The following is a 21,931-nucleotide window of genomic DNA, read 5'->3' on the forward strand; positions in this document are numbered from 1 at the left end:
ACCGCCCATGACCACCCTCGACACACCCCCGGCGGCCACGGCGACGCCCGACGGGAGCGATCTCCCGCTGTGGCCCGCCTCGACATGGCACATGCCCGACGGAGACCTGTCCGTCGGCGGGGTCCCGCTCACCGGGATCGCCGACCGGTTCGACACCCCCGTCTACCTCCTGGACGAGGACGAGGTACGCGCGCGCTGCCGGGCCTACCGGCGGGCGTTCCCCGACGCCGGGGTGTACTACGCGGCCAAGGCGTTCCTGTCCCGCGCCATGGTGCACTGGGCCGACGACGAGGGCCTCGGCCTCGACGTGTGCTCCGCCGGCGAGCTCCGGCTCGCGGTCACCGCCGGCTTCCCGCCCGAGAACATGGTCCTGCACGGCAACGCCAAGTCCCCGCACGAGCTGGACACCGCCCTGCGGCTCGGCGTCGGGCGCGTCGTCATCGACAGTCCCTCCGAGATCGCCCGGCTCGCCGCCGCCCTCGGACCGGACGGCCGCCAGAGGGTGATGGTCCGGGTGGCCCCCGGCGTCAGCGCCGGCGGCCACGACAAGATCCGCACCGGCACGGAGGACCAGCAGTTCGGCCTGGCGATCGGCGACGGCTCGGCCCAGCACGCCATCGCCCGCGTCCTGGACCGGCCGGAGCTCGAACTGACCGGACTTCACTGCCACCTGGGCTCGCAGATCGCCTCGGTCAAGCCGTACGCCACGGCCGTGCGCCGTATGGTCGGGCTGATGGCCCGCGTCCGTGACGCGCACGGCGTCGTGCTGCCCGAGCTAAACCTCGGCGGCGGTCACGCCGTCGCGTACCGCCCCGGCGAACCGGCCCTGGACGTCGGCCGGCTGGCCCGCACCGTCCTCGCCGCACTGGCGGACGGCTGCGCCGCCGCCCGGCTCCCCGTGCCCCGTCTGCTGATCGAGCCGGGCCGCGCCATCGTGGGCCCCGCCGGCGTGGCGCTCTACCGGGTGCTGGCGGTCAAGCACATGGGCGAGCGGATCTTCGTGGCGGTGGACGGCGGCATGAGCGACAACCCCAGGCCCGCCCTGTACGGCGTGCGCTACACGCCCCGCCTCGTCGGGCGGCTCACGAAGGCCGCCCCCCGCAAGGTCACCGTCGTCGGGCGGCACTGCGAGGCCGGCGACGTCCTGGCGGCGGACACCGACCTGCCCGGGGACGTCCGCCCCGGCGACCTGCTCGCCGTCCCGGTGTCCGGTGCCTACCACCTGTCCATGGCGTCCGGCTACAACCTCGTGGGCCGCCCACCGGTCGTCGCCGTCGCCGAGGGCCGTGCCAGGCTGCTCGTCCGCCGCGAGTCGCCGGCCGACTTCCGCAGCAGGGACGTCGGACTCTGAGCCCCGGGCGGCCGGCTCGGACGCGCGCCGCTCAGACGCGCGCCGCCGTCCGTGCCCTGGAGATGACCGTGTCCAGGAGCGCGAGGAGCACCTCCCGGACGTCGGCGCGGGCCCGGGCGTCGAGCATCAGGACGGGTGTCCGCGGGTCGCGCAGGTGCAGGGCCGCCCGGATCTCGCCCGCCGTGTAGGGCTGTTCGCCGTGGAAGCAGTTGGCACCGACCACGAACGGCAGTCCGCGGCTCTCGAAGAAGTCGACCGCCGCGAAACTCCGGTCCAGGCGGCGGGTGTCGGCCAGCACGACCGCCCCGAGCGCCCCGTTCAGCAGCTCGTCCCACATGAACCAGAAGCGTTCCTGGCCCGGTGTGCCGAACAGGTAGAGGACGACCCCGGCGTCGTCGAGGGTGATGCGGCCGAAGTCCATCGCCACGGTGGTGGCCGTCTTGGACTCGATCCCGTCCAGGTCGTCGACCCCGACCCCGGCGGCCGTCAACCGCTCCTCCGTACGCAGGGGTTCGATCTCCGAGACGGCCTCCACGAGGGTCGTCTTGCCCACGCCGAACCCTCCGGCGATCAGGATCTTGACGGGGGCCGCTTCCTGGGCAGGGGTGTCATATCCGGGCAAGGTTGTCCCTGATTCTCATGAGCAGGTGGACATTGGTGGTCGCGGCCCCCTCCAGGGGCGGCCGGTGGTGGATCAGCCCGCGGTCCGCGAGTTCACCGAGGACGAGCGTCATCGGGGTGAGGCGCATCCCCATCCTCGCCGCGATCTCGGCGACCGCCCGCCCCTCCGGCGCCGGGCACAGCGAGAGGACGGCCTGCCACTCGGACGGCAGGCCGTCGTGGGCGTCACCGGCGACGGCCGCGGTGATGGTCGTGTCCATCGTGAGGACGGTGTGAGCCGCGGCCGTACGGCCATCGGTCATGGCGTACAGCCGCGTCCTGCGACGGCTTCCGGGCTGCGGCGCGTCGGACATTACGACGTGGCAGTCTGCGTGCGTTCCGGTGTGCCCAGCCATTCGCCCAGTGCCTGCGCGGTACGGACGGCCTCGCCGCCCAGCTCCCCGAGGCGTGCCTTGCGCGACGTCACGACGATCAGCGTGCTGCCCTCGCCGCAGCCGACGATGCACAGGTAGCGGTCGTCCATCTCGACCAGCTGACGGATCACCCGGCCGCCGTCGATCTCGCGGGAGATCGCCTTCATGGTCGACGCGATGCCGGAGGCGGCGGCGGCGATGCGTTCCGCCTGCGGACGGTCCAGCAGGTAGGCGCTCAGCTTGATCCCGTCGTTGGACAGGAGGACGGCTCCCTGGATGCCGGCGATCCGGCTCAGGTTGTTGTCCAGAACGCTGAAGATCATGTCGTTCGATGTCGTCGTCATGGCTGATCCTGTCGGAGTTCGTTTTCCACTGTCCGGGTGCCCTGCTCGTAGTCGTCCCAGGCGTCGGCCACCTCCTGGGGGGTCGCCTCGTCGGGGGCGACCGCCGTGTCCGCCGCGCGCGGTTCACGGAGCTGCTCGGCCATATGGGTCTGCGGCACGCGCTCGGGGAGGGCCGGGCGCGGGGCGCCCCCGTCCGGCCGGTCCGGGGAGGGCCGTCCCGCCGAGGGCGGCTCCGGTGCCGGGCGGGCCGGATTCCGGCGGACCGGCAGCGGGTCCGCGGCGCGCGGGGCCGTGCCGGGCCGGTCCTCGGTGGCGGGGCGCGGCGCGGGCGGGGCCGGCTCCGCGAGCGGGGGAACAAGGGCCGGAGCCGGGGCCGGGGCGGCCTCGGGCTCCCGCTCCGTCGGGACGAGCAGGTCGCGTGGGACGATCACCACGGCCGACGTACCGCCGTACACCGAGCGGCGCAGGGTGACGGTGGCCCCCAGCTGGTCGGCGAGGTGGCCGACCACGAAGAGGCCCAGCCGGTGCGCGTTCTCGGCCAGGACGGAGTACGGCGGAGCCGAGTGCAGGCGCCCGTTCATCTCCGCGTACCTGGCGGGCGTCACGCGCGGCCCGCGGTCCTCGATCTCGACCGACAGGCCGTCGGCCACCAGCTCCGCCCGGATGACCACCTTCGACCGGGGCGGGGAGAACCGGGTGGCGTTGTCCAGCAGTTCCGCCAGGAGGTGGCTGATCTGGCTGATCACCCGAGGTTCCACACTGATCTCGTCCAGGGCCTGCCGGTCGATCCGCCGGAAGTCCTCGATCTCCGCCGCGGCCTCCCGCAGCAGGTCGGCGACGCGCATGGGCTCGGTGTGCGGGTCGGGGATCTCGCCGCCCGCGAGGATGAGCAGGTTCTCGATCTGCCGCCGCATGCCCACCGTCAGCTGGTCGGACCGCATCAGCTGGGCCAGCAGCGCCGCGTCGCCCCCGAACGTGTCCTGGAGTTCCTCGGTGAGGGCCAGCTGGCGGCTGACCAGGTTGCCGGTACGGGAGGCGATGCCGGCCGCGAACATGCCGAAGCCCTGCCGCTCGGCCGCCAGCTGCCGGTGCCCGTCCACGGACACCGCCACGACCCGGGCGAACGCGTCGCCGACCCGGCCCACCTCGTCCCGCTCGCCGCGCACCGCGGGCAGCGCCGTGTCGTCGACGGGCCGCCCCTGCTGGAGCCGGGCCACCACGCCGGGCAGCGTCTCCTCGGCGACGGCCACCGTGCGTTCGTGCAGCACGCGCAGGCGGCGCAGCACCGAGCGGGTGGTGAACACCACGACGAGCGTGACGATCAGCAGCGCTCCGCCGCTGACCGCGATCAGCCGGGCGACCTGCGCCTCCAGCTCCGACGCCCGGGCGTCGCCGTGTGCGAGCAGCGCCCGGGTGCGGTCGGTGTTGAGCGCGTCCAGCTGGGCCGCCCACTTCTGGTGCGCGGCCGGCCAGTCGGTGATGGAGCGGGGCAGTCGCACACCGGAGTCGGTGTCCTTGTGGTCGGACAGGACCTGGTTCTCGATCCGGGTCTTGGTCTGCCACGCCTCCGACCCGGTGATCGCGGTGAAGCGGTCGACCTCGTCGGTCGGCAGGTACGGCACGATCCACCGGTCGTACAGATGGCGGTGGGCCCCCACCGCGTTGACGAAGTCGGCGAACCGGCGGGTGCTCAGCTCCCTGGACGGCCCCGCCAGCGCCAGGTACGTGTCCTCCTGGGCCACCATCTCCGCGGCGGAGAACAGGGTGACGACGACACGGCTCTCCTGGGTCAGCCCGGCGTCCTCGGTGTGGCTGAACCCGTCCTGGAAGTAGCGGATCATCTGGCTGATCAGATCACCGTAGAAGACGATCACGCTGTCGGCGCTGCCGATGCGGGCGTCCGCGCGCTCGCGGTAGGCGTCCAGGTCGTCGAGGCCCTTCATGACCTCCAGGAGACGGCGCTCCGACTTCTCGGTGCCCGCGCCCGCGGCGGCGGTCGCCCGGCGGAAGGCGTCCGCGGCGTCGTCCGTGGCCGCGCGCCGGGCGCGTACCGCCTCCTCGGACAGGGCGGTGCCCGCCCACCGCGCGGCGGTCGTCGTCCGCTCGGTCTGCAGGGCGGCCACCAGCCTGTGCAGCGGGGGGCCGGTCCGCTCGCCCGCCGCCACGTCGGCGCGCAGGTGCCCGGACTGCGCCAGCAGCCGGTCGGCGGTGACGGCGACCTGGGTGGCCATCGCCGCGGTGGGGACCAGGGCCAGCAGGACGAGCAGGGTGCGCAGGCGCACGGTGCGCCGCCGGCGGCGGGCCGGCGGAGCGGGTGGACCTTCGGGTGCTATGGAAGACATCGGCCCTCGGGAGCGGGGAGCGGGAACGGACGCGCGACCGGACCGGCACCGCCCTGGGGCAGGGCGTGGGGACGGCCGGACCGGCTGCGGGTGACGCGTGCGGGTGCCGATCATAACCAGCCAAGTCGGGTGGCGGAGAGGTTGCTTCCAGGTGAACTCCGTGGTATCTGCACCGACTGCGGCGCAGGCGAAAGGTCGTGCGAGGGATCAACCGGCGGTATCGGGCCTGAGGTTGGCAAGGTGGGCAGACGGGGCCAATCCGGCCATGTGTGCGGGATCGGTACGGCTTCGGCCGGTGGCTCCGGAAAGCCACCGGCCGAAAACGAGCCCCGGGAGGACGAAGGAGTCAGGCGCTCAGGGCCGCCGACACCACCGAACGGGCCTCCTCCTGCACACGCGTCAGGTGCTCCGGGCCCAGGAACGATTCCGCGTACACCTTGTACACGTCCTCGGTGCCCGAGGGCCGCGCCGCGAACCAGGCGTTGTCGGTGGTCACCTTGATACCGCCGATGGCCGCCCCGTTCCCCGGGGCCTGGGTGAGCACACCGGTGATCGCCTCCCCGGCGAGGGTGCCGGCCGTCACCTGGGAGGGGGAGAGGCGGGCGAGGACGGCCTTCTCCTCACGGCTCGCGGGCGCGTCGACCCGGGCGTACGACGGCTCGCCGAACCGCGCGGTGAGCGACGCGTAGTGCTCGCTGGGCGTGCGGCCCGTGACGGCCAGCATCTCCGACGCCAACAGCGCCAGGATGATGCCGTCCTTGTCGGTGGTCCACACCGATCCGTCCCGGCGGAGGAACGACGCGCCGGCCGACTCCTCACCGCCGAAGCCGAGGGACCCGTCGGCCAGCCCGTCCACGAACCACTTGAACCCCACGGGCACTTCGACAAGCCGCCGCCCCAGCCCGGCGGCCACCCGGTCGATCATGCCGGACGACACCAGGGTCTTGCCGACACCGGCGGCGGCCGGCCACCGGTCACGGTGGCGGTACAGGTAGTCGATGGCGGCGGCCAGGTAGTGGTTGGGGTTCATCAGGCCCCCGTCCGGGGTGACGATGCCGTGCCGGTCGGCGTCGGCGTCGTTGCCCGTGGCGATCCGGAACCGGTCGCGCCCCTCGATCAGCGACGCCATCGCGTACGGGGACGAGCAGTCCATCCGGATCTTCCCGTCCCAGTCCAGCGTCATGAACCGCCACGTGGGATCGGTCTCCGGGTTCACCACGGTCAGGTCGAGCCGGTGCTCCTCCGCGATCCGGCCCCAGTACGCCACCGACGCGCCGCCCAGCGGGTCCGCCCCGATCCGCACCCCCGCCGAGCGCACGGCGTCCAGGTCCAGCACCGAGGGCAGGTCGGCCACGTACGAGCCGAGGAAGTCGTACCGCCCCGTGGTCCCGGCCGCCAGCGCCCGGGCGTACGTCAGCCGGCGGACGTCCTTCAGGCCGCCCGTCATGATCTCGTTGGCCCGCTCCTGGATCCAGCCGGTCGCCTCCGAACCGGCCGGCCCGCCGTTCGGCGGGTTGTACTTGAACCCGCCGTCGGCCGGCGGGTTGTGCGAGGGCGTGACCACCACGCCGTCGGCAAGGCCGGAGGCGCGGCCCCGGTTGTGGGCCAGGATGGCGTGCGACACCGCCGGGGTGGGCGTGTAGCCGTCGGCCGCGTCGATGAGGACCGTCACGCCGTTGGCGGCGAAGACCTCGACGGCGGTAACCCGGGCCGGCTCCGACAGCGCGTGCGTGTCCGCGCCGAGGAACAGCGGCCCGTCGATGCCCTGCGCGGCCCGGTACTCGCAGATCGCCTGGCTCGTCGCCGCGATGTGGTCCTCGTTGAAGGCCCCGTCGAGCGAGGAACCGCGGTGCCCGGACGTCCCGAAGGCGACGCGCTGGGCCGGTTCCGCCGGATCGGGGTGCAGGGCGTAGTACGCGGTCACCAGCCGGGCCACATCGATGAGGTCCTCCGGCCGCGCCGGCCGCCCCGCGCGCTCGTTCGGCATCCGTCCACTCCTCCATGTCGGTCGGGAATCCCGTCGGTGCGATCAGTACAAGAGCGATGATCGCCCGTCGATCGCGTTTCACACGACCGCCCCTCCGGAGGTCCCCTCGGGGGCGTTCCCGAGGGGCATGCCCAGCCGGGTGCGGGGCACCCGCATCGCATGGCGATTTTCCGAAAGTTGGCGCGTCCCCTGCTGGCATCCGCGTTCGTCACCGGAGGGCTGCGCACCTGGCGCGACCCGGGAGCCGTGGCCCCGGCGGCCGAACCGGTCGTCCGGCCCCTCGCCGCACGGGTACCGGCACTGCCCGACGACGCCGCCACGCTGGTACGCCTCCACAGCGCCGTGCAGATCGGGGCGGGCGTGCTGTTCGCCACCGGCCGCCTTCCGCGGCTCTCCGCCCTCGCCCTCGCCGCCGGCCTCGCCCCGGCGACCCTGGCCGGGCACGCCTACTGGACGGTGGAGGACCCCGAGGAACGGGCGCGGCGCCGGGCCCACTTCTACCGGAACCTCTCCCTGCTGGGCGGCCTGCTGATCGCGGCCGCCGACACCCACGGCAAGCCGTCCCTGGCGTACCGCGTGCGCAACGCCGGCTAGCGCGGGTCCCCGGCCGCCGGTGGCGGAGGGCTCATCGCCCACCGGATCGTCCGGGTCATCGCGTGCCCGGACGCCCGGACGAGGGTCTCCTCGACGCCCGGGAGCCGTGACACGCCCAGCAGCTCCCGCGCCCACGGCGGCAGCGTGGAGAGCGCGTTGGCGGCCAGCACCGCGTACGGGGGCCGGACGAGCCACGGCAGCGGCGGGTGCAGCAGGATGAACCGGGCCGCGTCCCGCGCCTCCCGCGTGGCCCGCAGCTCCGGGCGGTACGCGGCCAGCCGGCCGGTCAGCGCGGCCAGGTCGCGCGGCGGGTCGACGACCCCGAGCGCCTCGGCCACGCGCGCGGTGTCGGCGATGTACGCGTCGCAGCCGGCGGCGTCCAGCGGGTGGGCGCCGTAGCGCTGGTGGGCGGTCAGGAAGCTGTCGACCTCCGCCACGTGCACCCAGCCCAGCAGGTGCGGGTCCGCGGCGTGGTACGCCTCCCCGGTGGCCGTCGTCCCGCGCACCCGCTCGTGCACCGCCCGCACCCGCTCCACCGCCCGCCCCGCGTCGTCCGCGGTGCCGTACGTCGTCACGGCGAGGAACGTGCTGGTCCGCTGGAGACGCCCCCACGGGTCGCCCCGGAAGCCGGAGTGCGCCGCCACGGCCGCCATCGCCAGTGGGTGCAGCGACTGCAGCAGCAGCGCCCGCAGCCCGCCGATGAACATGGACGCGTCGCCGTGGACGGTCCTGATCGGCCGCTCGGGGCCGAACCAGCGCGGCCCCGGCGTGCCGTGGATCCGGTCCCGGTTGACCGGGCCGGCGGGCCCCGCGACACGGGTGAAGAGCGCCCGGCCCAGACGCTCCCGCAGCGTGTCCATGCGGCCAGTATCCGCCCACCGCACCGGTCGGCGGGAGGGGCCGGCGGGTCTTGGCGGACCCCGCACCGGCCGGCGGGAGGGACCGGCGGGTCGCGGGAGGGGCCGGCGGGTCACTGCAGGGCGTGCACGGCCGCGGCGAACACCGGTGGCATCCGGGCGGCGGCCGGAACCACCAGCCGCGCCGTGTCCCGGCGGCAGCCCACCCGCACCAGCGCCCCGGTGAGCAGCCGGTGCCACCGCGACAGCCGCCGCCACTCCCGCTCGTACGCCCCCGGCCGCCCCGCCCGCAGACACCGCACCGCGGCCTCCGCCGACGCCAGCGCCAGGGACACGCCCTCGCCGGTCAGCGCGTCCACGTAGCCGGCCGCGTCGCCGACGAGCAGCACCCGGCCGGCCACCCTGCCCCGGACCCGCTGCCGCATCGGCCCGGCTCCCCGTACGGCGCTCGTCACCGCACATCCCTCCAGGCGGGCCGCGAGCTCCGGGAAGTGGCCCAGGTGCACGTCGTACGGGTGCCTCGCCGTGGTCAGGAAGGCCACCCCGACCACGTCGCCGGCGACCGGCGTCACGTACGCCTCGCCGCTGCCCGTCCCCGACCAGTGCACCTCGACGAAGTCCGACCACGGCGCCACCCGGTAGTGCCGCCGCAGCCCGAACCGCCGGGGCGACCGGTCCGGCAGCTCCAGCCCGAGCGTCCGGCGCACGGGGGAGTGCAGCCCGTCCGCCGCGACGAGCCACCGGGCCCGCAGCCCCGCAGCGGTCACCCCGTCCGCACCCTGCCGCACACCGGCGACCCTGCCGGTCACGACCCGTACGCCGAGGTCCGCCGCCCGCCGGGCCAGCGCCGCGCTCAGGACGGTCCGCCGCACGCCCAGCCCGGTGCCGTCCCGGAAACCGGCCTCGGCCCGGTGCGGCCCGTCCACGTACCGGATGCCGCAGAGCGGGTGACCGGCCGGGGCGACCCCGAGGCCGGCCAGGGACCGCACCCCGCCCGGCATCACCCCCTCGCCGCACGCCTTGTCCACCGGCCCCGGGCGCGGCTCGACCACCACGGCCTCCATGCCGTTCAGCGCGGCGTGGATCGCCGTGGCCAGGCCGGCCGGCCCACCGCCGGCGACCAGCAGGTCGATCACCGGGCGCCGCCCCGAACGCCGACCGGCGCCGACGCGGCGGCGGCGCCGCTCACCGCGCCCAGCGCCACGTCCTCGCAGCGGATCCGCACCGTGAGCAGCGCGGCGTTCGCCAATGTGAAGCACGCGGCCGTCAGCCACGCGCCGTGGACCAGCGGCAGGGCCACCCCCTCGGCCACCACCGCCACGTAGTTGGGGTGCCGCAGCCACCGGTACGGCCCGCCCGACACCAGGGGCATCCCCGGCACCACCAGCACGCGGGTGTTCCAGCGCGGCCCCAGCGTCAGCACGCACCACCACCGCAGCCCCTGTGCGGCGACGGCCGCCGCCAGCATGGCCCAGCCGAGCACGGGTGGGAACGGCCGGTCCAGCGCCCACACCTCGGCCAGGCACCCGGCGAGAAGGGCGGTGTGGAGCACCACCATGACCGGGTAGTGCCCCCGCCCCGACTCCACCGCGCCATGGGCGAGACTCCAGCGCGCGTGGCGGCGGGCGACGACGAGCTCGGCGAGCCGCTCCACGCCGACGGCCAGCACCAGCAGGGTGTACCAGACCACGTGACTCTCCCGTTTCTACCAGCGCAGCAGGACCAGTTCGGTGCAGAAGCCGGGGCCCATGGCGAGCAGCACCCCGGGGGTCCCCGGGGGTGGCGGGGCCGTGGCCAGGGTGTCGCGCAGGACGTGCAGCACGGAGGCCGACGACAGGTTGCCGACCTCCGCGAGCGAGCGCCTGCTGGTGTCCAGGGCGCCGTCCGGCAGGTCGAGCGCCTCCGCGACCGCGTCCAGCACCTTCGGGCCGCCGGCGTGGCTCACCCACGCCGTCACGTCCCCGCGGGCCAGGCCGTGCTCGGCCAGGAAACCGTCGACGTCGGCGGCGAGGTTCTTGCGCACCAGCTCCGGCACGGCGGGATCGAGCACGACGCGGAACCCCGAGTCCGTGACGTCCCAGCCCAGCATCCGCTCGGTGTCCGGGTACAGCCGGCTGCGGCCGGCCACCACGATCGGACCGCCCCCACCGCCTACGCCGCGGCCGGGCGTCGTGGCCGGCTGCCGCCGGGCGCCGCACGCCACCACGGCCGCGGCGCCGTCTCCGAACAGCGCGGTCGCGACCAGCTGGGCCGGTGAGGCCACCTCCCGTTGCAGCGTCAGCGAGCACAGCTCCACCGAGAGCAGCACGGCGACGTCGTCCGGCCGGCCCAGCAGGTAGTCGTGCAGCCGGGACAGCCCGGCCGCACCGGCCACGCACCCCAGGCCGAAGACCGGCAGCCGCCGGACGTCGGGGCGCAGTCCGAGCCGCCCCACCAGCAGGGCGTCCACGGACGGTGCCGCGATGCCGGTCACCGACGTGAAGATCAGCAGGTCCACGTCCCGCGGCGACAGCCCCGCGTCGCGCAGCGCGCCGCCCACCGCATCGGCGCCCAGCTCCACGGCGCCGGCGACGAACGCGTCGTTCGCCGCGCCGAAGCCGTCCAGCTGCCCGTACCGGTCCAGCGGGAGCGCCGTGTGGCGCGACCGCACCCCCGCGCCGTCGTGCAACCGGTCGAGGGCGCCCCGGCCGGCCCCGGCCGGCAGGCAGTGCCGGGCCGCCATGTCGGCGAGGTCCCGCTGGGTGTGCCGGTACGGCGGCAGGACTCCGCGCACGGCTGCGATCCGGGTCATCGGCGCTCCAGGACGGGGACATCGGTCACCCATGTGTGCCCTCGTGCCGTGTCGCCGTACCGCACGTTCGCCCGTTGGGCGCCTGAGCCGCCTACGCTCGGCCCGTGGACGCCACCGAACAGCCCGTCCCGGTCCGCGGCGGTGCCGCCGCCGGCCTCCTGACGGCCTGTCACCCCGGCCCGGCCGCGGCCGTGACCGTCCTGGTGACGGTACTGGCGGCGGCCGCCGGGCACGACGCGCGCGGCTGCCTCCTGGTCGGCGCCGCCGTGCTGGCGGGCCAGCTGTCGGTGGGCTGGTGCAACGACGCCGTGGACGCCGCGCGGGACCGGACCGCCGGACGGCACGGCAAGCCGGTGGTCGCCGGAGCCGTCGGCGCGGCGACCGTGGGGGGCGCGGCCGTCGTGGCGCTGGCGCTCGCCGTCCCGCTGTCCCTCGCGTGCGGCCCCCTCGCGGGGGGCGTCCACCTGGCCGGGGTGGCCGGCGCGTGGGCGTACGACCTGGGCCTGAAGGCGACGGTGCTGTCCTGGCTGCCGTACGCGCTCGGGTTCGCCGCCCTGCCCGCGTTCGTCACGCTGAGCCTGCCGGGCAGTCCGTGGCCGGCCTGGTGGGTCACCACCGCCGGGGCGCTGGTGGGCGTGGGCGCGCACCTGGGCAACGTCCTCCCGGACATCGGCCACGACCTCGCCGCCGGGGTGCGCGGGTGGCCGCAGCGCCTCGGCCCCGCACGGGTACGGCTGCTGCTGCCGGTGCCGCTGGTGGCCGCCTCCCTGCTCCTGGCCCTCGCCGGACCGCGGCCGGGCGGGACGGGCCCGGTGGGACCGGCGGTGGTCGCGCTGGCCGTCGCGACGACGGTGGGGACGGCCGTGGGGGGCGCCCTCATCGGCCGCCGGCGGCCCCGGGTGCCGTTCGCGGCGGCCATCGTGGTGGCCGCCGTCGATGTGGCGTTGCTGGTGTGGCGCGGCACCGCGATGTTCTGACGCCGGTCACTCCCCGCCGTCCGGGGCGGGGCGGGAGGGGCCGCCGGGGGCCACCGCGCGTGGCGGTCCGTGGCGGGTGCCCGGGCGGTTCCCGTGCCGGACGGCGTACGGCCCTGCCGGGGGAGCGGCTCCCGGCCGGGGCCGGTGCCGGGACGGCGCACGGCGAGCCGTCGTCGGCGGCTCGCTCCACAGCCGGGCGGCATCGGGGCCCCGCCGTGACGTACGTACCGCCGGGGCGGCGCCGAGGCACCGCACGGCCCGGGGCGGGGCCCGGCGCGCCGACCGCGCCGTGCCAGGGCCGCGCCGGCCGCGTGGTGTCAGTCGCGCGGCGGGCCGGACTGCTCGGCGCGCTCCGCGTTCTTCTCCTTGACCCGGACCGCTTCCTTGCGGACCTCGGCCTGGACCGTGCGCTCACGCACCAGCCATTCCGGGCTCTCCGCCTTCAGCGCCTCGATCTGCTCCGTGGTGAGGGGCTCGGTGATTCCGCCCCGGGCGAGACCGGAGATGGAGACGCCGAGCTTGGCCGCGACGACGGGCCGCGGGTGCGGGCCGGTGCGGCGCAGCTCGCGCAGCCACTCCGGCGGATCGGCCTGGAGCGCGGTGAGCTCGGCGCGCGAGACGACACCCTCCTGGAATTCGGTGGGGGTGGCCTCGAGGTACACACCCAGCTTCTTCGCCGCCGTGGCGGGCTTCATCGTCTGGGTGGTCTGGTGCGACTTCATGTCTCAAGGGTATCGAGCGTGTGCGCGACCTCCGACCACGACCGGTAACCTGGCGGCGTGACAGGCTCCGACGCGTCCCCTTCGTTCCGGCTCGCCTACGTCCCGGGTGTGACGCCGACCAAGTGGGTGCGGATCTGGAACGAACGGCTGCCCGACGTCCCGCTGACCCTCGTGCAGGTGCCCGCCGCCGAGGCGGCCGGCCTGCTGCGGGCCGGTGACGCCGACGCGGGGTTCGTGCGGCTGCCCGTCGACCGCGCGGACCTGAGCGCCATCCCCCTGTACACCGAGGCGACGGTGGTCGTGGTCCCCAAGGACCATCTGGTGGCGGCGGCGGACGAGGTGTCCGCCGCGGACCTGGCCGACGACGTCGTCCTGCACCCGCTGGACGACACCCTCGGCTGGGAGCGCCCACCGGGGCTGCCCGCGAAGGAGCGTCCCGCCACGACGGCGGACGCCGTGGAGCTGGTGGCGGCGGGAATCGGGCTGCTGGTCGTGCCGCAGTCGCTGGCGCGCCTGCACCACCGCAAGGACCTCACGTACCGCACGGTGACGGACGTCCCGCAGTCGCGCGTGGCGCTGTCGTGGCCGGAGGACGCGACCACGGACCTGGTGGAGCACTTCATCGGCATCGTCCGCGGGCGGACCGTCAACAGCACGCGCGGTCCGCAGGCCCCGGCGGACCGGGCCACGGGCAGGCGTGCCGAGAGCGGCGGCGCGGCGCGCCGGAAGTCCTCCGGCGGCAAGCAGACGGGCAAGCAGAACGCCAAGCAGACCGGCAAGCCGGCCGGCAAGAGCCCGCGAGGCGGCTCCGCCGCCCCCAAGGGCGGCAAGCGGGGCAAGCCCCGCCGCCGGCCCTGAGACCCCGCCCGCCCCGGGACCACCCCGCCGGGCTCCGGCCCTGCGCGCCGGGGCTCCCCGCGCCGTGCCGTGGTCCGTACCAAACCCTTGACAGGGTCTTCGCTCACTTCTTGAATCACGTAATGAACTAACCCTTGGCCGACTGAATTTGGGCCCATCTGTCATGCGCACGACATGACAGCCCGTAACAAGTCCCAGGAAGGGAGAGTCATGGACTCCCCACGCCTCCTCCGGCGCCTGCTGCTGCCCCTCGCCCCCCTTCTCACCCTCGCGGCGCTCTCCACCGGACTGGCCCCCGCGCCCGCCCCGGCTCCGGCGCCCACCACGGCCGCCGTCGCGCCCGCGCCCGCCGCCGTGACGTTCTCCGACGAATTCGACGGGCCCGCCGGCGCCGCCGTCGACGGCACGAAGTGGCAGACCGAGACGGGTGACAACGTCAACAACCACGAGCGCCAGTACTACACGGCCGGCAACCGCAACGCCGCGCTGGACGGCCAGGGGCACCTGGTGATCACCGCCCGCAGGGAGAACCCGGGCAACTACCAGTGCTGGTACGGACGGTGCGAGTACACCTCGGCCCGGCTGAACACGGCCGGCAGGTTCACCACCACCTACGGCCGTGTCGAGGCCCGGATGAAGGTGCCGCGCGGACAGGGCATGTGGCCCGCGTTCTGGATGCTGGGCAACGACATCGGGCAGGTCGGCTGGCCCGCCTCGGGCGAGATCGACATCATGGAGAACGTCGGGTTCGAACCGTCCACCGTCCACGGCACCCTGCACGGACCCGGCTACTCCGGCTCCGGCGGCATCGGCGCCGGATACACCCTCCCCGGCGGCCAGGCGTTCGCCGACGCGTACCACACCTTCGCCGTCGACTGGAGCCCAAACCTCATCACCTGGTCCGTCGACGGCACCGTCTACCAGCGGCGCACGCCCGCGGACCTGGGCGGGCGCCAGTGGGTCTTCGACAAGCCGTTCTTCCTCATCCTCAACCTCGCGGTCGGCGGCTACTGGCCCGGGGACCCCGACGGCGGCACCGTCTTCCCGCAGCAACTTCTGGTCGACTACGTGCGCGTGAGCACCGGCGGCGGCCAGACCGGCTCCGGCCCCATCACCGGCATCGGCGGCATGTGCGTGGACGTGGCCGGCGCCAACCCCGCCAACGGCACACCCGTACAGCTCTACGACTGCAACGGCACCGCCGCGCAGAACTGGACCGTGGGTTCCGACGGCACCATCCGCGCGCTCGGCAAGTGCCTGGACGTGGCCTCGGGCGGCACGGCCGACGGCACCCGCGTCCAGCTCTGGGACTGCAACGGGACCGCCGCACAGGTGTGGGCCCTTCCCGCCGCCCGTGACATCGTGAACCCGCGGGCGAACAAGTGCCTCGACGCCACCGGCGGCAGCTCCGCCAACGGCACGAGGCTGCAGATCTGGACCTGCACCGGCGCCGCCGCCCAGAAGTGGACCGTCACCCGCTGACCACCGGCGAAAATCACTGTCGCCCCCACCCTCCCACCAGCGAGAATGCGGCATCTCGAACGGGAGGAAATCATGAGCGGGGCACACCTGACTCTTCACGAGCTGCTGCCGCCGCGCGAGCTGGCGGCAGCGCTCGACACGGGGCACGTCGTCCGCAAGGCGCACCCGGAACTGCCGCTGTCCCTCTACACCTACACCCGGGCGTGCCAGTACGAGCGGGTCTGGAACCGCGTCACCCTGCGGTGCCGGGGCCTGGTCGCCGACGACAGCACCGGTGAGGTCGTCGCGCTGCCCCTGCCGAAGTTCTTCAACGTCGAGGAGCACCAGACCGGTCAGCCGTACGCGCCCGCGCTGCCGGACGAACCGTTCGAGGTGTACGACAAGGTCGACGGCAGCCTCGCGGTGGTCTTCCACTACGCGGGCCGGTGGCGCGTCGCGTCCAAGGGATCCTTCATCAGCACCCAGGCCACCTGGGCGCAGCGGAGGCTCGACGGCGCCGACACCACGGCCCTCACCCCGGGCGTGACCTACCTCGCGGAGATCCTGTACCCCGAGAACCGCATCGTGGTCGACTACGGCGACCGCAGGGACCTCGTGCTGCTCGCCGCGTTCGCCGCTGACGGCACGGAGATACCCCTGGCCGGCGCCGCGCCCGCGTGGCGGCCGGTGGGGTCCGTGGTCACGGCCCACCCGCCCCTGCCGCTCGCCGAGCTGCTGGCCCTCACCCGCGCCGGCGCGCTGCCCGGCGGCCGGGTCGCCACCGGGACGGACGCGGAGGGCTTCGTCCTGCGCTTCGCGTCCGGGGTGCGGGCGAAGGTCAAGCTGTCGGAGTACGTCCGCCTCCACAAGGTGCTCACCGGGGTCACCGAGCGGGACGTCTGGCGCGGCCACGGCGTCCAGCGCTTCTCGCACCTGCCCGCCAAGCAGCTCGTCCAGGCCCTGGGCTGCTCGGCGGCGGACCTCAACGCGACGGGCGGCCGTCCGCTGGACGCACTGCTGGAGCAGGTGCCGGACGAGTTCGACACCTGGGTGCGCGAGGTGATCGCGCGGATCGAGAAGGACGTGGCGGAACGGGAGCGCGCCATCGAGGACGCGTACCGGACCCTCGCCCCGCTCGCCGGCGACCGCGCCGCCTTCGCGCGCGCCGTGCGGGAGCTGCCCGACCCGGCCCTCCGGCCCGCCATGTTCCTGCGCCTGGACGGGCGGCCGACGGAGCTCGCGACGTACCGTTCGGTGCGCCCGCGGGCGTCCGACCCCTTCAAGAACGACGAGGAGAACTGACCGGTGCCCGAAGTGCATGTGATGACGGGCCTGCCCGCGTCGGGGAAGACGACCGAGGCGCGCCGCCTCCAGGCGGAGTCCGGGGGCCGGATGCGCCGGGTCAACCTCGACGACCTGCGCGCCATGATGGACCTCCCCACGGGGGAGCGGAACTCGCACGCCCACGAGCAGACCGTGCTCGCCGTCCAGGACGCCGCGGTCCGCGCGGCCGTCGACGGCGGGTTCGACGTGGTGGTCGACAACACCCATCTGACCCCGCACATACCCAAGCGGCTGAAGGCCGCCGTCGGGGGGCGGGCCACGTTCGTGGTGCACGACTTCACCGGCGTACCGGTGGAGGAGTGCGTGCGGCGCGACGGCGCGCGCGAGCGGCCCGTGGGGGAGGGGATCATCCTGCTGCTCGCCGACAAGCACGCGAGAGCCAGGCGGGGCGGCTGGCGGCTCACCGCGGACTGGTTCAACGACCAGGTGCCCGTGGAGCCCTACGTCGCCGACCCGTCGTTGCCCTCGGCGGTCCTGTGCGACATCGACGGCACCCTCGCGCTGCGGGGCGACCGGGGGCCGTACGACTTCACCCGGTGCGACGAGGACCTGCTCAACGCCCCGGTACGGCAGGCCCTGGCGTCCTTCCGGCGCGCCGACGACGACATCGTGGTGCTGCTCTCCGGGCGGGGCGAGGAGCACCGCGCGAAGACGGAGGAGTGGCTCCGGCGCCATGAGGTGCCGTACGACGAACTGTGGATGCGGGCCGCGGGGGACCAGCGGCGCGACGACGTCGTGAAGGCCGAGCTGTTCGACCGGCACGTCCGCCACCGTTTCGCGGTACGGGTCTCCCTCGACGACCGCGACCGCGTGGTCGCCGTCTGGCGCCGGATGGGCCTGCCGACGTGGCAGGTCGCCTACGGCGACTTCTGAGCGGCCCGAGAGGGGGCGCCGACGGGGCGAGTGCGGACAGAGGGTGCCGAGGGGCGCCCCGCGACCGCGCGCCCGGCGGGTGCGCCGAAGGTGTGGGCCGGGGGGCGCCGGAGGCGGGGCGGGCGCGGGGGCTCAGCGCCGGGCGCACGCCCAGGCGCCCATGCCCTGCATCGCCGCGAGCCTGCGGGCCGTGGCGATCTGCTGGGCCTTGGTGGCGAGGTCCGCCCGGGGCGCGTACCGCAGACCGCCGGCGGCCACCCAGCTGGACTGCCGGAACTGGAGGCCGCCGTAATGGCCGTTGCCGGTGTTGGCGTTCCAGTCGCCGTTGGACTCGCACCTCGCGATGGCGTCCCAGTCCACCCGGCCGCCCGGGCGTGGCGCGGCGGCCTGTGCGGCGGGGACGACGAGCGTGAGGGCGACCGAGGCGCACAGCGCCGCCACGGTGAGCCCGCCGGAGACGCGGCCGATGCCGGTCCTGCTGGTATGACGTCGCATCAGTTCCCTCTTGGATCGGTCGTGCCCACCCCTGGCAAGGAGCCGGCCGGGTGCCTACGACCGTAGGGGCGGGCGCCTCATCCGGCACGCGGTGTTGCGCCCATCGGGTCCACGCCCCGGAACGACGGCGGCCCGGGCGTGCCCTGACGGGAGGTCACCGGTCCGGGAGACTCCGGAAGTCCGCGGCGCGTACGTCCCAGTCGTGGACGCCGGTACGGGTTCGGGCCACCCGGAGGTCCGCGCGCAGCAGACGGGCCCGACGTCCGCGCGGTCGACAGCGGGTGACCGGGGTCGTCCGCCCGTGCCAGGACCGGGGCCGGCAGGTCCGGCCGGGCGAGGGCCTGGCGTGGGCGGCTCCCGGCCCTGTGCTCTCCCACGTGCTCTCCCGCTGGCCGCCCTCCGGGGCCGGTGCGGCCGTTCGTCCGTACGCCTTCGCGCGGATGATCGCTTCTCCTCCCTAGTGTGATCGTCATGACGCGCACATCCCCCCGGCGCCCGGGCGGCCGCCCCCGCCGCGCGAGGCGGCCGGGCTACCCGGCGGCGGCCGCGGTCTTCGCCGTCGGCATGGCCGGTACGACGCTGCCCACCCCGCTGTACGGCCTGTACCGCCAGGAGCTGGGTTTCTCCGAGCTGATGGTGACGGTGGTGTTCGCCTCCTACGCCGTGGGGGTGATCCTCACCCTGCTGCTGGCCGGCAACCACTCCGACGTGGCGGGCCGCCGGCCGGTCCTGCTGTGCGCGCTGGGGTTCGCCGCGGCGAGCGCGGTGTGCTTCCTCCTCGAAGGCGGCCTGCCCGCCCTCTTCACCGGCCGGGTGCTCTCGGGTTTCTCCGCCGGGCTGCTGAGCGGGGCGGGCACGGTCACCGTGCTGGAGCTGGCACCACCCGGACGCCGGTCCCGGGCCGGCCTCGCCGCCACGGCCGCGAACATGGGCGGCCTGGGCTGCGGCCCCCTGCTGTCGGGGCTGCTCGCCGAGTACGCCCCGATGCCGCTGGCCCTGCCGTTCCTGACCCACCTCGGGCTCCTGGCCGTGGCCTGCGTGATCGTCCTGCTGCTGCCCGAGACGGTTCCCGGTGCGCGCCCCGGGGCCCGGCCGAGACCGCGGGGCCTGTACGTGCCCGCCGAGGTCCGCGACGTCTTCACGCCCTCCTCCCTCGCCGCGTTCGCCGGGTTCTCCCTTCTGGGCCTGTTCACCGCCGTGGCCCCGAGCTTCGTCTCCCACACCCTCGGCATCGGCAACCTGGCGGTCTCCGGGCTCGTGGTCTTCTCGGTGTTCCTCTCCTCCACCGTGGGCCAGGCGCTGACGGGCCGGGTGCCGGTACGGTCCGCCCTGCCCCTCGGCTGCCTGGTGCTGGTGGGGGGCCTCCTCCTCGTCGGCGCGTCGCTGTGGGCCGAGTCCCTGGCGCTGATGGTGGCCGGTGCCGTCTGCGGCGGGCTCGGCCAGGGCCTCGCCTTCCGTGCCGCGCTGACCGCCGTCGGCGACGCGGCGCCCCCCGCGCACCGGGCGGCCACCGTCTCCTCGTTCTTCGTCGTCGCCTACACGGGCATCTCGCTGCCGGTCGTCGGCGTCGGCGCGCTGACGATGTGGCTGGGCCTGGAGCGGGCAGGGCTGACGTTCACGACCTGCGTGACCCTCCTCGTCGCGGCCACCGCACTCCACCTCGTACGGCATGCCGCGACGACGCGCGGTCGCTGACGCCTCGGATAGGATGATTTTTCAGTATCCGAGCCGATGGGTCGGCGTCACGCCCCGGTGGTGAGGTCATCACGTTGGACACGCACGAGCCGGTCGGGGGCACACCGGACCGGCCCCTGACCACGGCGGGGTACGCCGGAGTGCTCCGCGACCTGCTGCCGGTCGCGCTGTGGCGCACCGACGCCGACGGCCACGTCGTCGAGTGGTCGCTCGCCGCCCAGGACGTCCTCGGCCACCTGCCGTCGGACATCATCGGCCGGCACGCCAAGCCAATACTGGTCCCGGAGGCCAACTGGGAGCTGGCCGAGCGGCTGGCCGCGCGGGTGCGGGCGGGCGACGCCGTGGCCGCCGCCCTCCCGGTACGGCACCGCGACGGGCACCTCGTGCCGATGGAGATGTGGATCTGCCCGGCCGCCGACCGGCAGGGCCGGACGGGCATCCTGGCCATCGCCGTCGAGACCACCGCCGTCCTGCACATGCGCGACTCCCTGGCCGCCCTCCAGGGCCTGTTCAGCCAGTCACCCATCGGCCTCGCCCTGCTCGGCCCCGACCTGCGGTTCCTGCGGGTCAACGAGGCACTCGCCCGGATGAACGGCGTACCGGCCCGCGACCACCTCGGCAAACGCCTCACCGAGGTCGCCCCCGGCATCAACGCCACCGCACTGGAGACGGTGATGCGCCAGGTCCTGGAGCGCGGCGAGGCGGTCGTCGACGTCCGCCGCACCGGCCGCACCCCCGCCGACCCCGGGCACGAACGGACCTGGTCCTGCTCCTACGCGCCCCTGCTCGACGGCACCGGCCGCCGGCTCGGCGTGGTGGCGTCGCTCATCGACATCACCGACGCCCAGCGCGCCCACGTCGAGGCCGAACGGGCGCGCCGCCGCTTCGCCCTGCTGGCGGAGGCCGGCACCCGCATCGGCACCACCCTGGACCTGCGGCAGACCGCCGAGGAGGTGGTGGACCTCCTCGTCCCCCGGCTGGCCGACTCCGCCGACGTGCACCTGCGCCAGGAGGTGCTGGACCCCGAGGAGGCCGGCGCCTCCACCCACGGCGTGCTGCGCCGGGTCGCGATGTCCTTCGAGGACCCCTCCGCCCCGGCCGAGGCGCTGGCCGTCGGTCTCACCTACCAGGTGCCGCCCGGATCGGTGTACGAGCGGGTCATCGCCGACGGCCACCCCATGGACCTCCACCAGGCCGACATCCCGGCCCTGGTCCGCGACCCGCGCGCCGACCGGCTGCGCGGCTACCTCGCCCGCCTCGGCTCCGCGCGGCTGGTCCCGCTGGTCGCCCGCGGCAAGGTGCTCGGCGCCGTGGTGGTCACCCGCACCCGCGGCCGGGAGCCGTTCGACCAGCAGGACCGCGTCCTCATCGACGACCTGGTCGCCCGGGCCGCGCTGAACATCGACAACGCCCTGATGTACTCCCGCCAGCGGGAAGCCGCCCTCACCCTGCGGCGCAGCCTCGCCGACAACGCCCTGCCGAAGGTGACCGGCCTGGAACTCGCCGGACGCTACCTGCCCACCAGCGACCACCAGGTCGGCGGCGACTGGTTCGACGCCTTCGCCCTGCCCGGCGGCAGGGCCGGGCTCGTCATCGGGGACGTCATGGGGCACGGCGTCCACGCGGCGGCCGTCATGGGCCAACTGCGCACGGCGGTACGCACCCTGGCGCGACTCGACGTCCCGCCGGACCGCATGCTGGCCTCCCTGGACGCCACCGTGGCCGACCTCGGCGAGAACGAGATGGCCACCTGCGTCTACGCCATCCACGACCCGGCCGCCGGCGCGTGCCTGATCGCCCGGGCGGGCCACCCCCCGCCCGCCGTGGCCGACGCCCGGGGCACCATCGCCTTCCTCGACGGCCCGCCCGGCACGCCCCTGGGCACCGGCGTCCGTGACTTCCGGACCGAGCACGTACCGCTGAGCCCCGGCAGCCTGCTGGTGCTCTACACCGACGGGCTCATCGAGTCCCGCGAGCGGGACCTCGACCAGGGCATGGAACAGCTCGCCCGGTCACTGCGCCACCTCGACCACCCGCTGGACGAGATCTGCGACCGCGTCCTCGGCCGGCTCCTGCCCTCCGCCGCGCCGGACGACGTGGCCGTGCTCCTCGCCAGGTCGCGGGACGCCGCCCCCGATCCGCCGAAGGGCCGTGCCGATCGCGACCACCCGAACGAACCGGCACGTAAGGTGCGAGAGTGGTGACG

General features: G+C 74.9%; 20 protein-coding genes. 9 read left to right on the top strand and 11 right to left on the bottom strand.

Annotated features, from left to right (window positions below):
• The first annotated feature begins 7 nt into the window (after positions 1 to 7).
• Entirely contained in the window at positions 8 to 1,351 is a 1,344-nt protein-coding gene (gene lysA / locus IE109_RS19705) for a diaminopimelate decarboxylase (RefSeq protein WP_189552245.1), read from the top strand.
• 31 nt (positions 1,352 to 1,382) lie between these two features.
• On the opposite strand, the gene IE109_RS19710 is transcribed toward lysA, so the two are convergent.
• From IE109_RS19710 to pgm, 5 genes are all read right to left on the bottom strand, one after another.
• Positions 1,383 to 1,973: a GTP-binding protein gene (locus tag IE109_RS19710; RefSeq protein ID WP_189552246.1), complete on the bottom strand. Its 591-nt coding sequence runs from the start codon at positions 1,971 to 1,973 to the stop codon at positions 1,383 to 1,385.
• Positions 1,960 to 2,367 (bottom strand): DUF742 domain-containing protein, encoded by a 408-nt coding sequence (locus IE109_RS19715; protein ID WP_308431375.1) that lies wholly within the window; start codon positions 2,365 to 2,367, stop codon positions 1,960 to 1,962. The genes IE109_RS19710 and IE109_RS19715 overlap by 14 nt, the downstream gene beginning before the upstream one ends.
• On the bottom strand, positions 2,325 to 2,729 hold the full coding sequence (locus IE109_RS19720) for a roadblock/LC7 domain-containing protein (RefSeq protein ID WP_189552248.1): 405 nt from the start codon (positions 2,727 to 2,729) through the stop codon (positions 2,325 to 2,327). Before IE109_RS19720 ends, IE109_RS19715 begins: the two co-directional genes overlap by 43 nt.
• Positions 2,726 to 5,071, bottom strand: coding sequence for a sensor histidine kinase (locus tag IE109_RS19725; RefSeq protein WP_189552249.1), 2,346 nt, complete (start codon positions 5,069 to 5,071; stop codon positions 2,726 to 2,728). Before IE109_RS19725 ends, IE109_RS19720 begins: the two co-directional genes overlap by 4 nt.
• Before the next feature lie 346 nt (positions 5,072 to 5,417).
• Positions 5,418 to 7,058, bottom strand: coding sequence for a phosphoglucomutase (alpha-D-glucose-1,6-bisphosphate-dependent) (gene pgm / locus IE109_RS19730; protein WP_189552250.1), 1,641 nt, complete (start codon positions 7,056 to 7,058; stop codon positions 5,418 to 5,420).
• A 159-nt stretch (positions 7,059 to 7,217) separates the two neighbouring features.
• Between pgm and IE109_RS19735 the strand changes: the two genes are divergently transcribed.
• A complete protein-coding gene (locus IE109_RS19735) occupies positions 7,218 to 7,652 on the top strand; it encodes a DoxX family membrane protein (RefSeq protein ID WP_189552251.1) in 435 nt (144 codons plus the stop codon).
• On the opposite strand, the gene IE109_RS19740 is transcribed toward IE109_RS19735, so the two are convergent.
• The 4 genes from IE109_RS19740 to IE109_RS19755 all read right to left on the bottom strand — a co-directional run bounded on the left by IE109_RS19740 (position 7,649) and on the right by IE109_RS19755 (position 11,300).
• Positions 7,649 to 8,512, bottom strand: a complete 864-nt coding sequence (locus IE109_RS19740; RefSeq protein ID WP_189552252.1) for an oxygenase MpaB family protein — start codon at positions 8,510 to 8,512, stop codon at positions 7,649 to 7,651. The two genes, IE109_RS19735 and IE109_RS19740, sit on opposite strands and share 4 nt — an antisense overlap.
• Positions 8,513 to 8,622: 110 nt before the next feature.
• Complete coding sequence (locus IE109_RS19745) at positions 8,623 to 9,645, bottom strand: NAD(P)/FAD-dependent oxidoreductase (protein WP_189552253.1); 1,023 nt, start codon at positions 9,643 to 9,645, stop codon at positions 8,623 to 8,625.
• Positions 9,642 to 10,199 carry an isoprenylcysteine carboxyl methyltransferase family protein gene (locus tag IE109_RS19750; RefSeq protein ID WP_189552254.1) on the bottom strand — a complete coding sequence of 186 codons (558 nt, stop codon included), beginning with the start codon at positions 10,197 to 10,199 and terminating at the stop codon, positions 9,642 to 9,644. The genes IE109_RS19745 and IE109_RS19750 overlap by 4 nt, the downstream gene beginning before the upstream one ends.
• Before the next feature lie 15 nt (positions 10,200 to 10,214).
• Positions 10,215 to 11,300 (bottom strand): type III polyketide synthase, encoded by a 1,086-nt coding sequence (locus tag IE109_RS19755; protein WP_189552255.1) that lies wholly within the window; start codon positions 11,298 to 11,300, stop codon positions 10,215 to 10,217.
• 104 nt (positions 11,301 to 11,404) lie between these two features.
• Here IE109_RS19755 and IE109_RS19760 point away from each other — a divergent pair, with 104 nt between their 5' ends.
• Positions 11,405 to 12,277 carry a UbiA family prenyltransferase gene (locus tag IE109_RS19760; protein ID WP_189552256.1) on the top strand — a complete coding sequence of 291 codons (873 nt, stop codon included), beginning with the start codon at positions 11,405 to 11,407 and terminating at the stop codon, positions 12,275 to 12,277.
• Between the two features lie 317 nt (positions 12,278 to 12,594).
• Here IE109_RS19760 and IE109_RS19765 read toward each other — a convergent pair whose 3' ends face one another.
• A complete protein-coding gene (locus IE109_RS19765; RefSeq protein ID WP_189552257.1) occupies positions 12,595 to 12,999 on the bottom strand; it encodes a DUF5997 family protein in 405 nt (134 codons plus the stop codon).
• A 57-nt stretch (positions 13,000 to 13,056) separates the two neighbouring features.
• Between IE109_RS19765 and IE109_RS19770 the strand changes: the two genes are divergently transcribed.
• The 4 genes from IE109_RS19770 (at position 13,057) to IE109_RS19785 (ending at position 17,535) form a co-directional block, all read left to right on the top strand.
• Positions 13,057 to 13,857, top strand: a complete 801-nt coding sequence (locus IE109_RS19770; RefSeq protein ID WP_189552258.1) for a LysR family substrate-binding domain-containing protein — start codon at positions 13,057 to 13,059, stop codon at positions 13,855 to 13,857.
• 210 nt (positions 13,858 to 14,067) lie between these two features.
• Positions 14,068 to 15,339 carry a glycoside hydrolase family 16 protein gene (locus IE109_RS19775; RefSeq protein WP_189552259.1) on the top strand — a complete coding sequence of 424 codons (1,272 nt, stop codon included), beginning with the start codon at positions 14,068 to 14,070 and terminating at the stop codon, positions 15,337 to 15,339.
• Positions 15,340 to 15,411: 72 nt separating this feature from the next.
• Positions 15,412 to 16,620, top strand: a complete 1,209-nt coding sequence (locus IE109_RS19780; protein ID WP_189552260.1) for an RNA ligase — start codon at positions 15,412 to 15,414, stop codon at positions 16,618 to 16,620.
• Positions 16,621 to 16,623: 3 nt separating this feature from the next.
• Positions 16,624 to 17,535: a phosphatase domain-containing protein gene (locus IE109_RS19785; RefSeq protein WP_229891273.1), complete on the top strand. Its 912-nt coding sequence runs from the start codon at positions 16,624 to 16,626 to the stop codon at positions 17,533 to 17,535.
• A gap of 132 nt (positions 17,536 to 17,667) precedes the next feature.
• Here IE109_RS19785 and IE109_RS19790 read toward each other — a convergent pair whose 3' ends face one another.
• Positions 17,668 to 18,030: a transglycosylase family protein gene (locus tag IE109_RS19790; RefSeq protein ID WP_189552261.1), complete on the bottom strand. Its 363-nt coding sequence runs from the start codon at positions 18,028 to 18,030 to the stop codon at positions 17,668 to 17,670.
• A 471-nt stretch (positions 18,031 to 18,501) separates the two neighbouring features.
• Here IE109_RS19790 and IE109_RS19795 point away from each other — a divergent pair, with 471 nt between their 5' ends.
• The gene (locus IE109_RS19795) at positions 18,502 to 19,725 is read left to right on the top strand and encodes an MFS transporter (RefSeq protein WP_189552262.1); all 1,224 of its coding nucleotides are present in this window, start codon (positions 18,502 to 18,504) and stop codon (positions 19,723 to 19,725) included.
• 74 nt (positions 19,726 to 19,799) lie between these two features.
• On the top strand, positions 19,800 to 21,929 hold the full coding sequence (locus IE109_RS19800; protein ID WP_189552263.1) for a SpoIIE family protein phosphatase: 2,130 nt from the start codon (positions 19,800 to 19,802) through the stop codon (positions 21,927 to 21,929).
• The last annotated feature ends 2 nt before the right edge of the window (positions 21,930 to 21,931 follow it).

It is taken from the genome of Streptomyces lavendofoliae (genome assembly GCF_014649735.1).
In the GTDB taxonomy this organism is placed as follows: domain Bacteria; phylum Actinomycetota; class Actinomycetes; order Streptomycetales; family Streptomycetaceae; genus Streptomyces; species Streptomyces lavendofoliae.

Coding starts and splice junctions, on each gene's coding strand:
- lysA (WP_189552245.1), top strand. CDS start 8: ATGACCACCCTCGACACACCCCCGGCGGCCACGGCGACGCCCGACGGG.
- IE109_RS19715 (WP_308431375.1), bottom strand. CDS start 2,367: ATGGCTGGGCACACCGGAACGCACGCAGACTGCCACGTCGTAATGTCC.
- IE109_RS19720 (WP_189552248.1), bottom strand. CDS start 2,729: ATGACGACGACATCGAACGACATGATCTTCAGCGTTCTGGACAACAAC.
- IE109_RS19725 (WP_189552249.1), bottom strand. CDS start 5,071: ATGTCTTCCATAGCACCCGAAGGTCCACCCGCTCCGCCGGCCCGCCGC.
- pgm (WP_189552250.1), bottom strand. CDS start 7,058: ATGCCGAACGAGCGCGCGGGGCGGCCGGCGCGGCCGGAGGACCTCATC.
- IE109_RS19735 (WP_189552251.1), top strand. CDS start 7,218: ATGGCGATTTTCCGAAAGTTGGCGCGTCCCCTGCTGGCATCCGCGTTC.
- IE109_RS19740 (WP_189552252.1), bottom strand. CDS start 8,512: ATGGACACGCTGCGGGAGCGTCTGGGCCGGGCGCTCTTCACCCGTGTC.
- IE109_RS19755 (WP_189552255.1), bottom strand. CDS start 11,300: ATGACCCGGATCGCAGCCGTGCGCGGAGTCCTGCCGCCGTACCGGCAC.
- IE109_RS19765 (WP_189552257.1), bottom strand. CDS start 12,999: ATGAAGTCGCACCAGACCACCCAGACGATGAAGCCCGCCACGGCGGCG.
- IE109_RS19775 (WP_189552259.1), top strand. CDS start 14,068: ATGGACTCCCCACGCCTCCTCCGGCGCCTGCTGCTGCCCCTCGCCCCC.
- IE109_RS19780 (WP_189552260.1), top strand. CDS start 15,412: ATGAGCGGGGCACACCTGACTCTTCACGAGCTGCTGCCGCCGCGCGAG.
- IE109_RS19790 (WP_189552261.1), bottom strand. CDS start 18,030: ATGCGACGTCATACCAGCAGGACCGGCATCGGCCGCGTCTCCGGCGGG.
- IE109_RS19795 (WP_189552262.1), top strand. CDS start 18,502: ATGACGCGCACATCCCCCCGGCGCCCGGGCGGCCGCCCCCGCCGCGCG.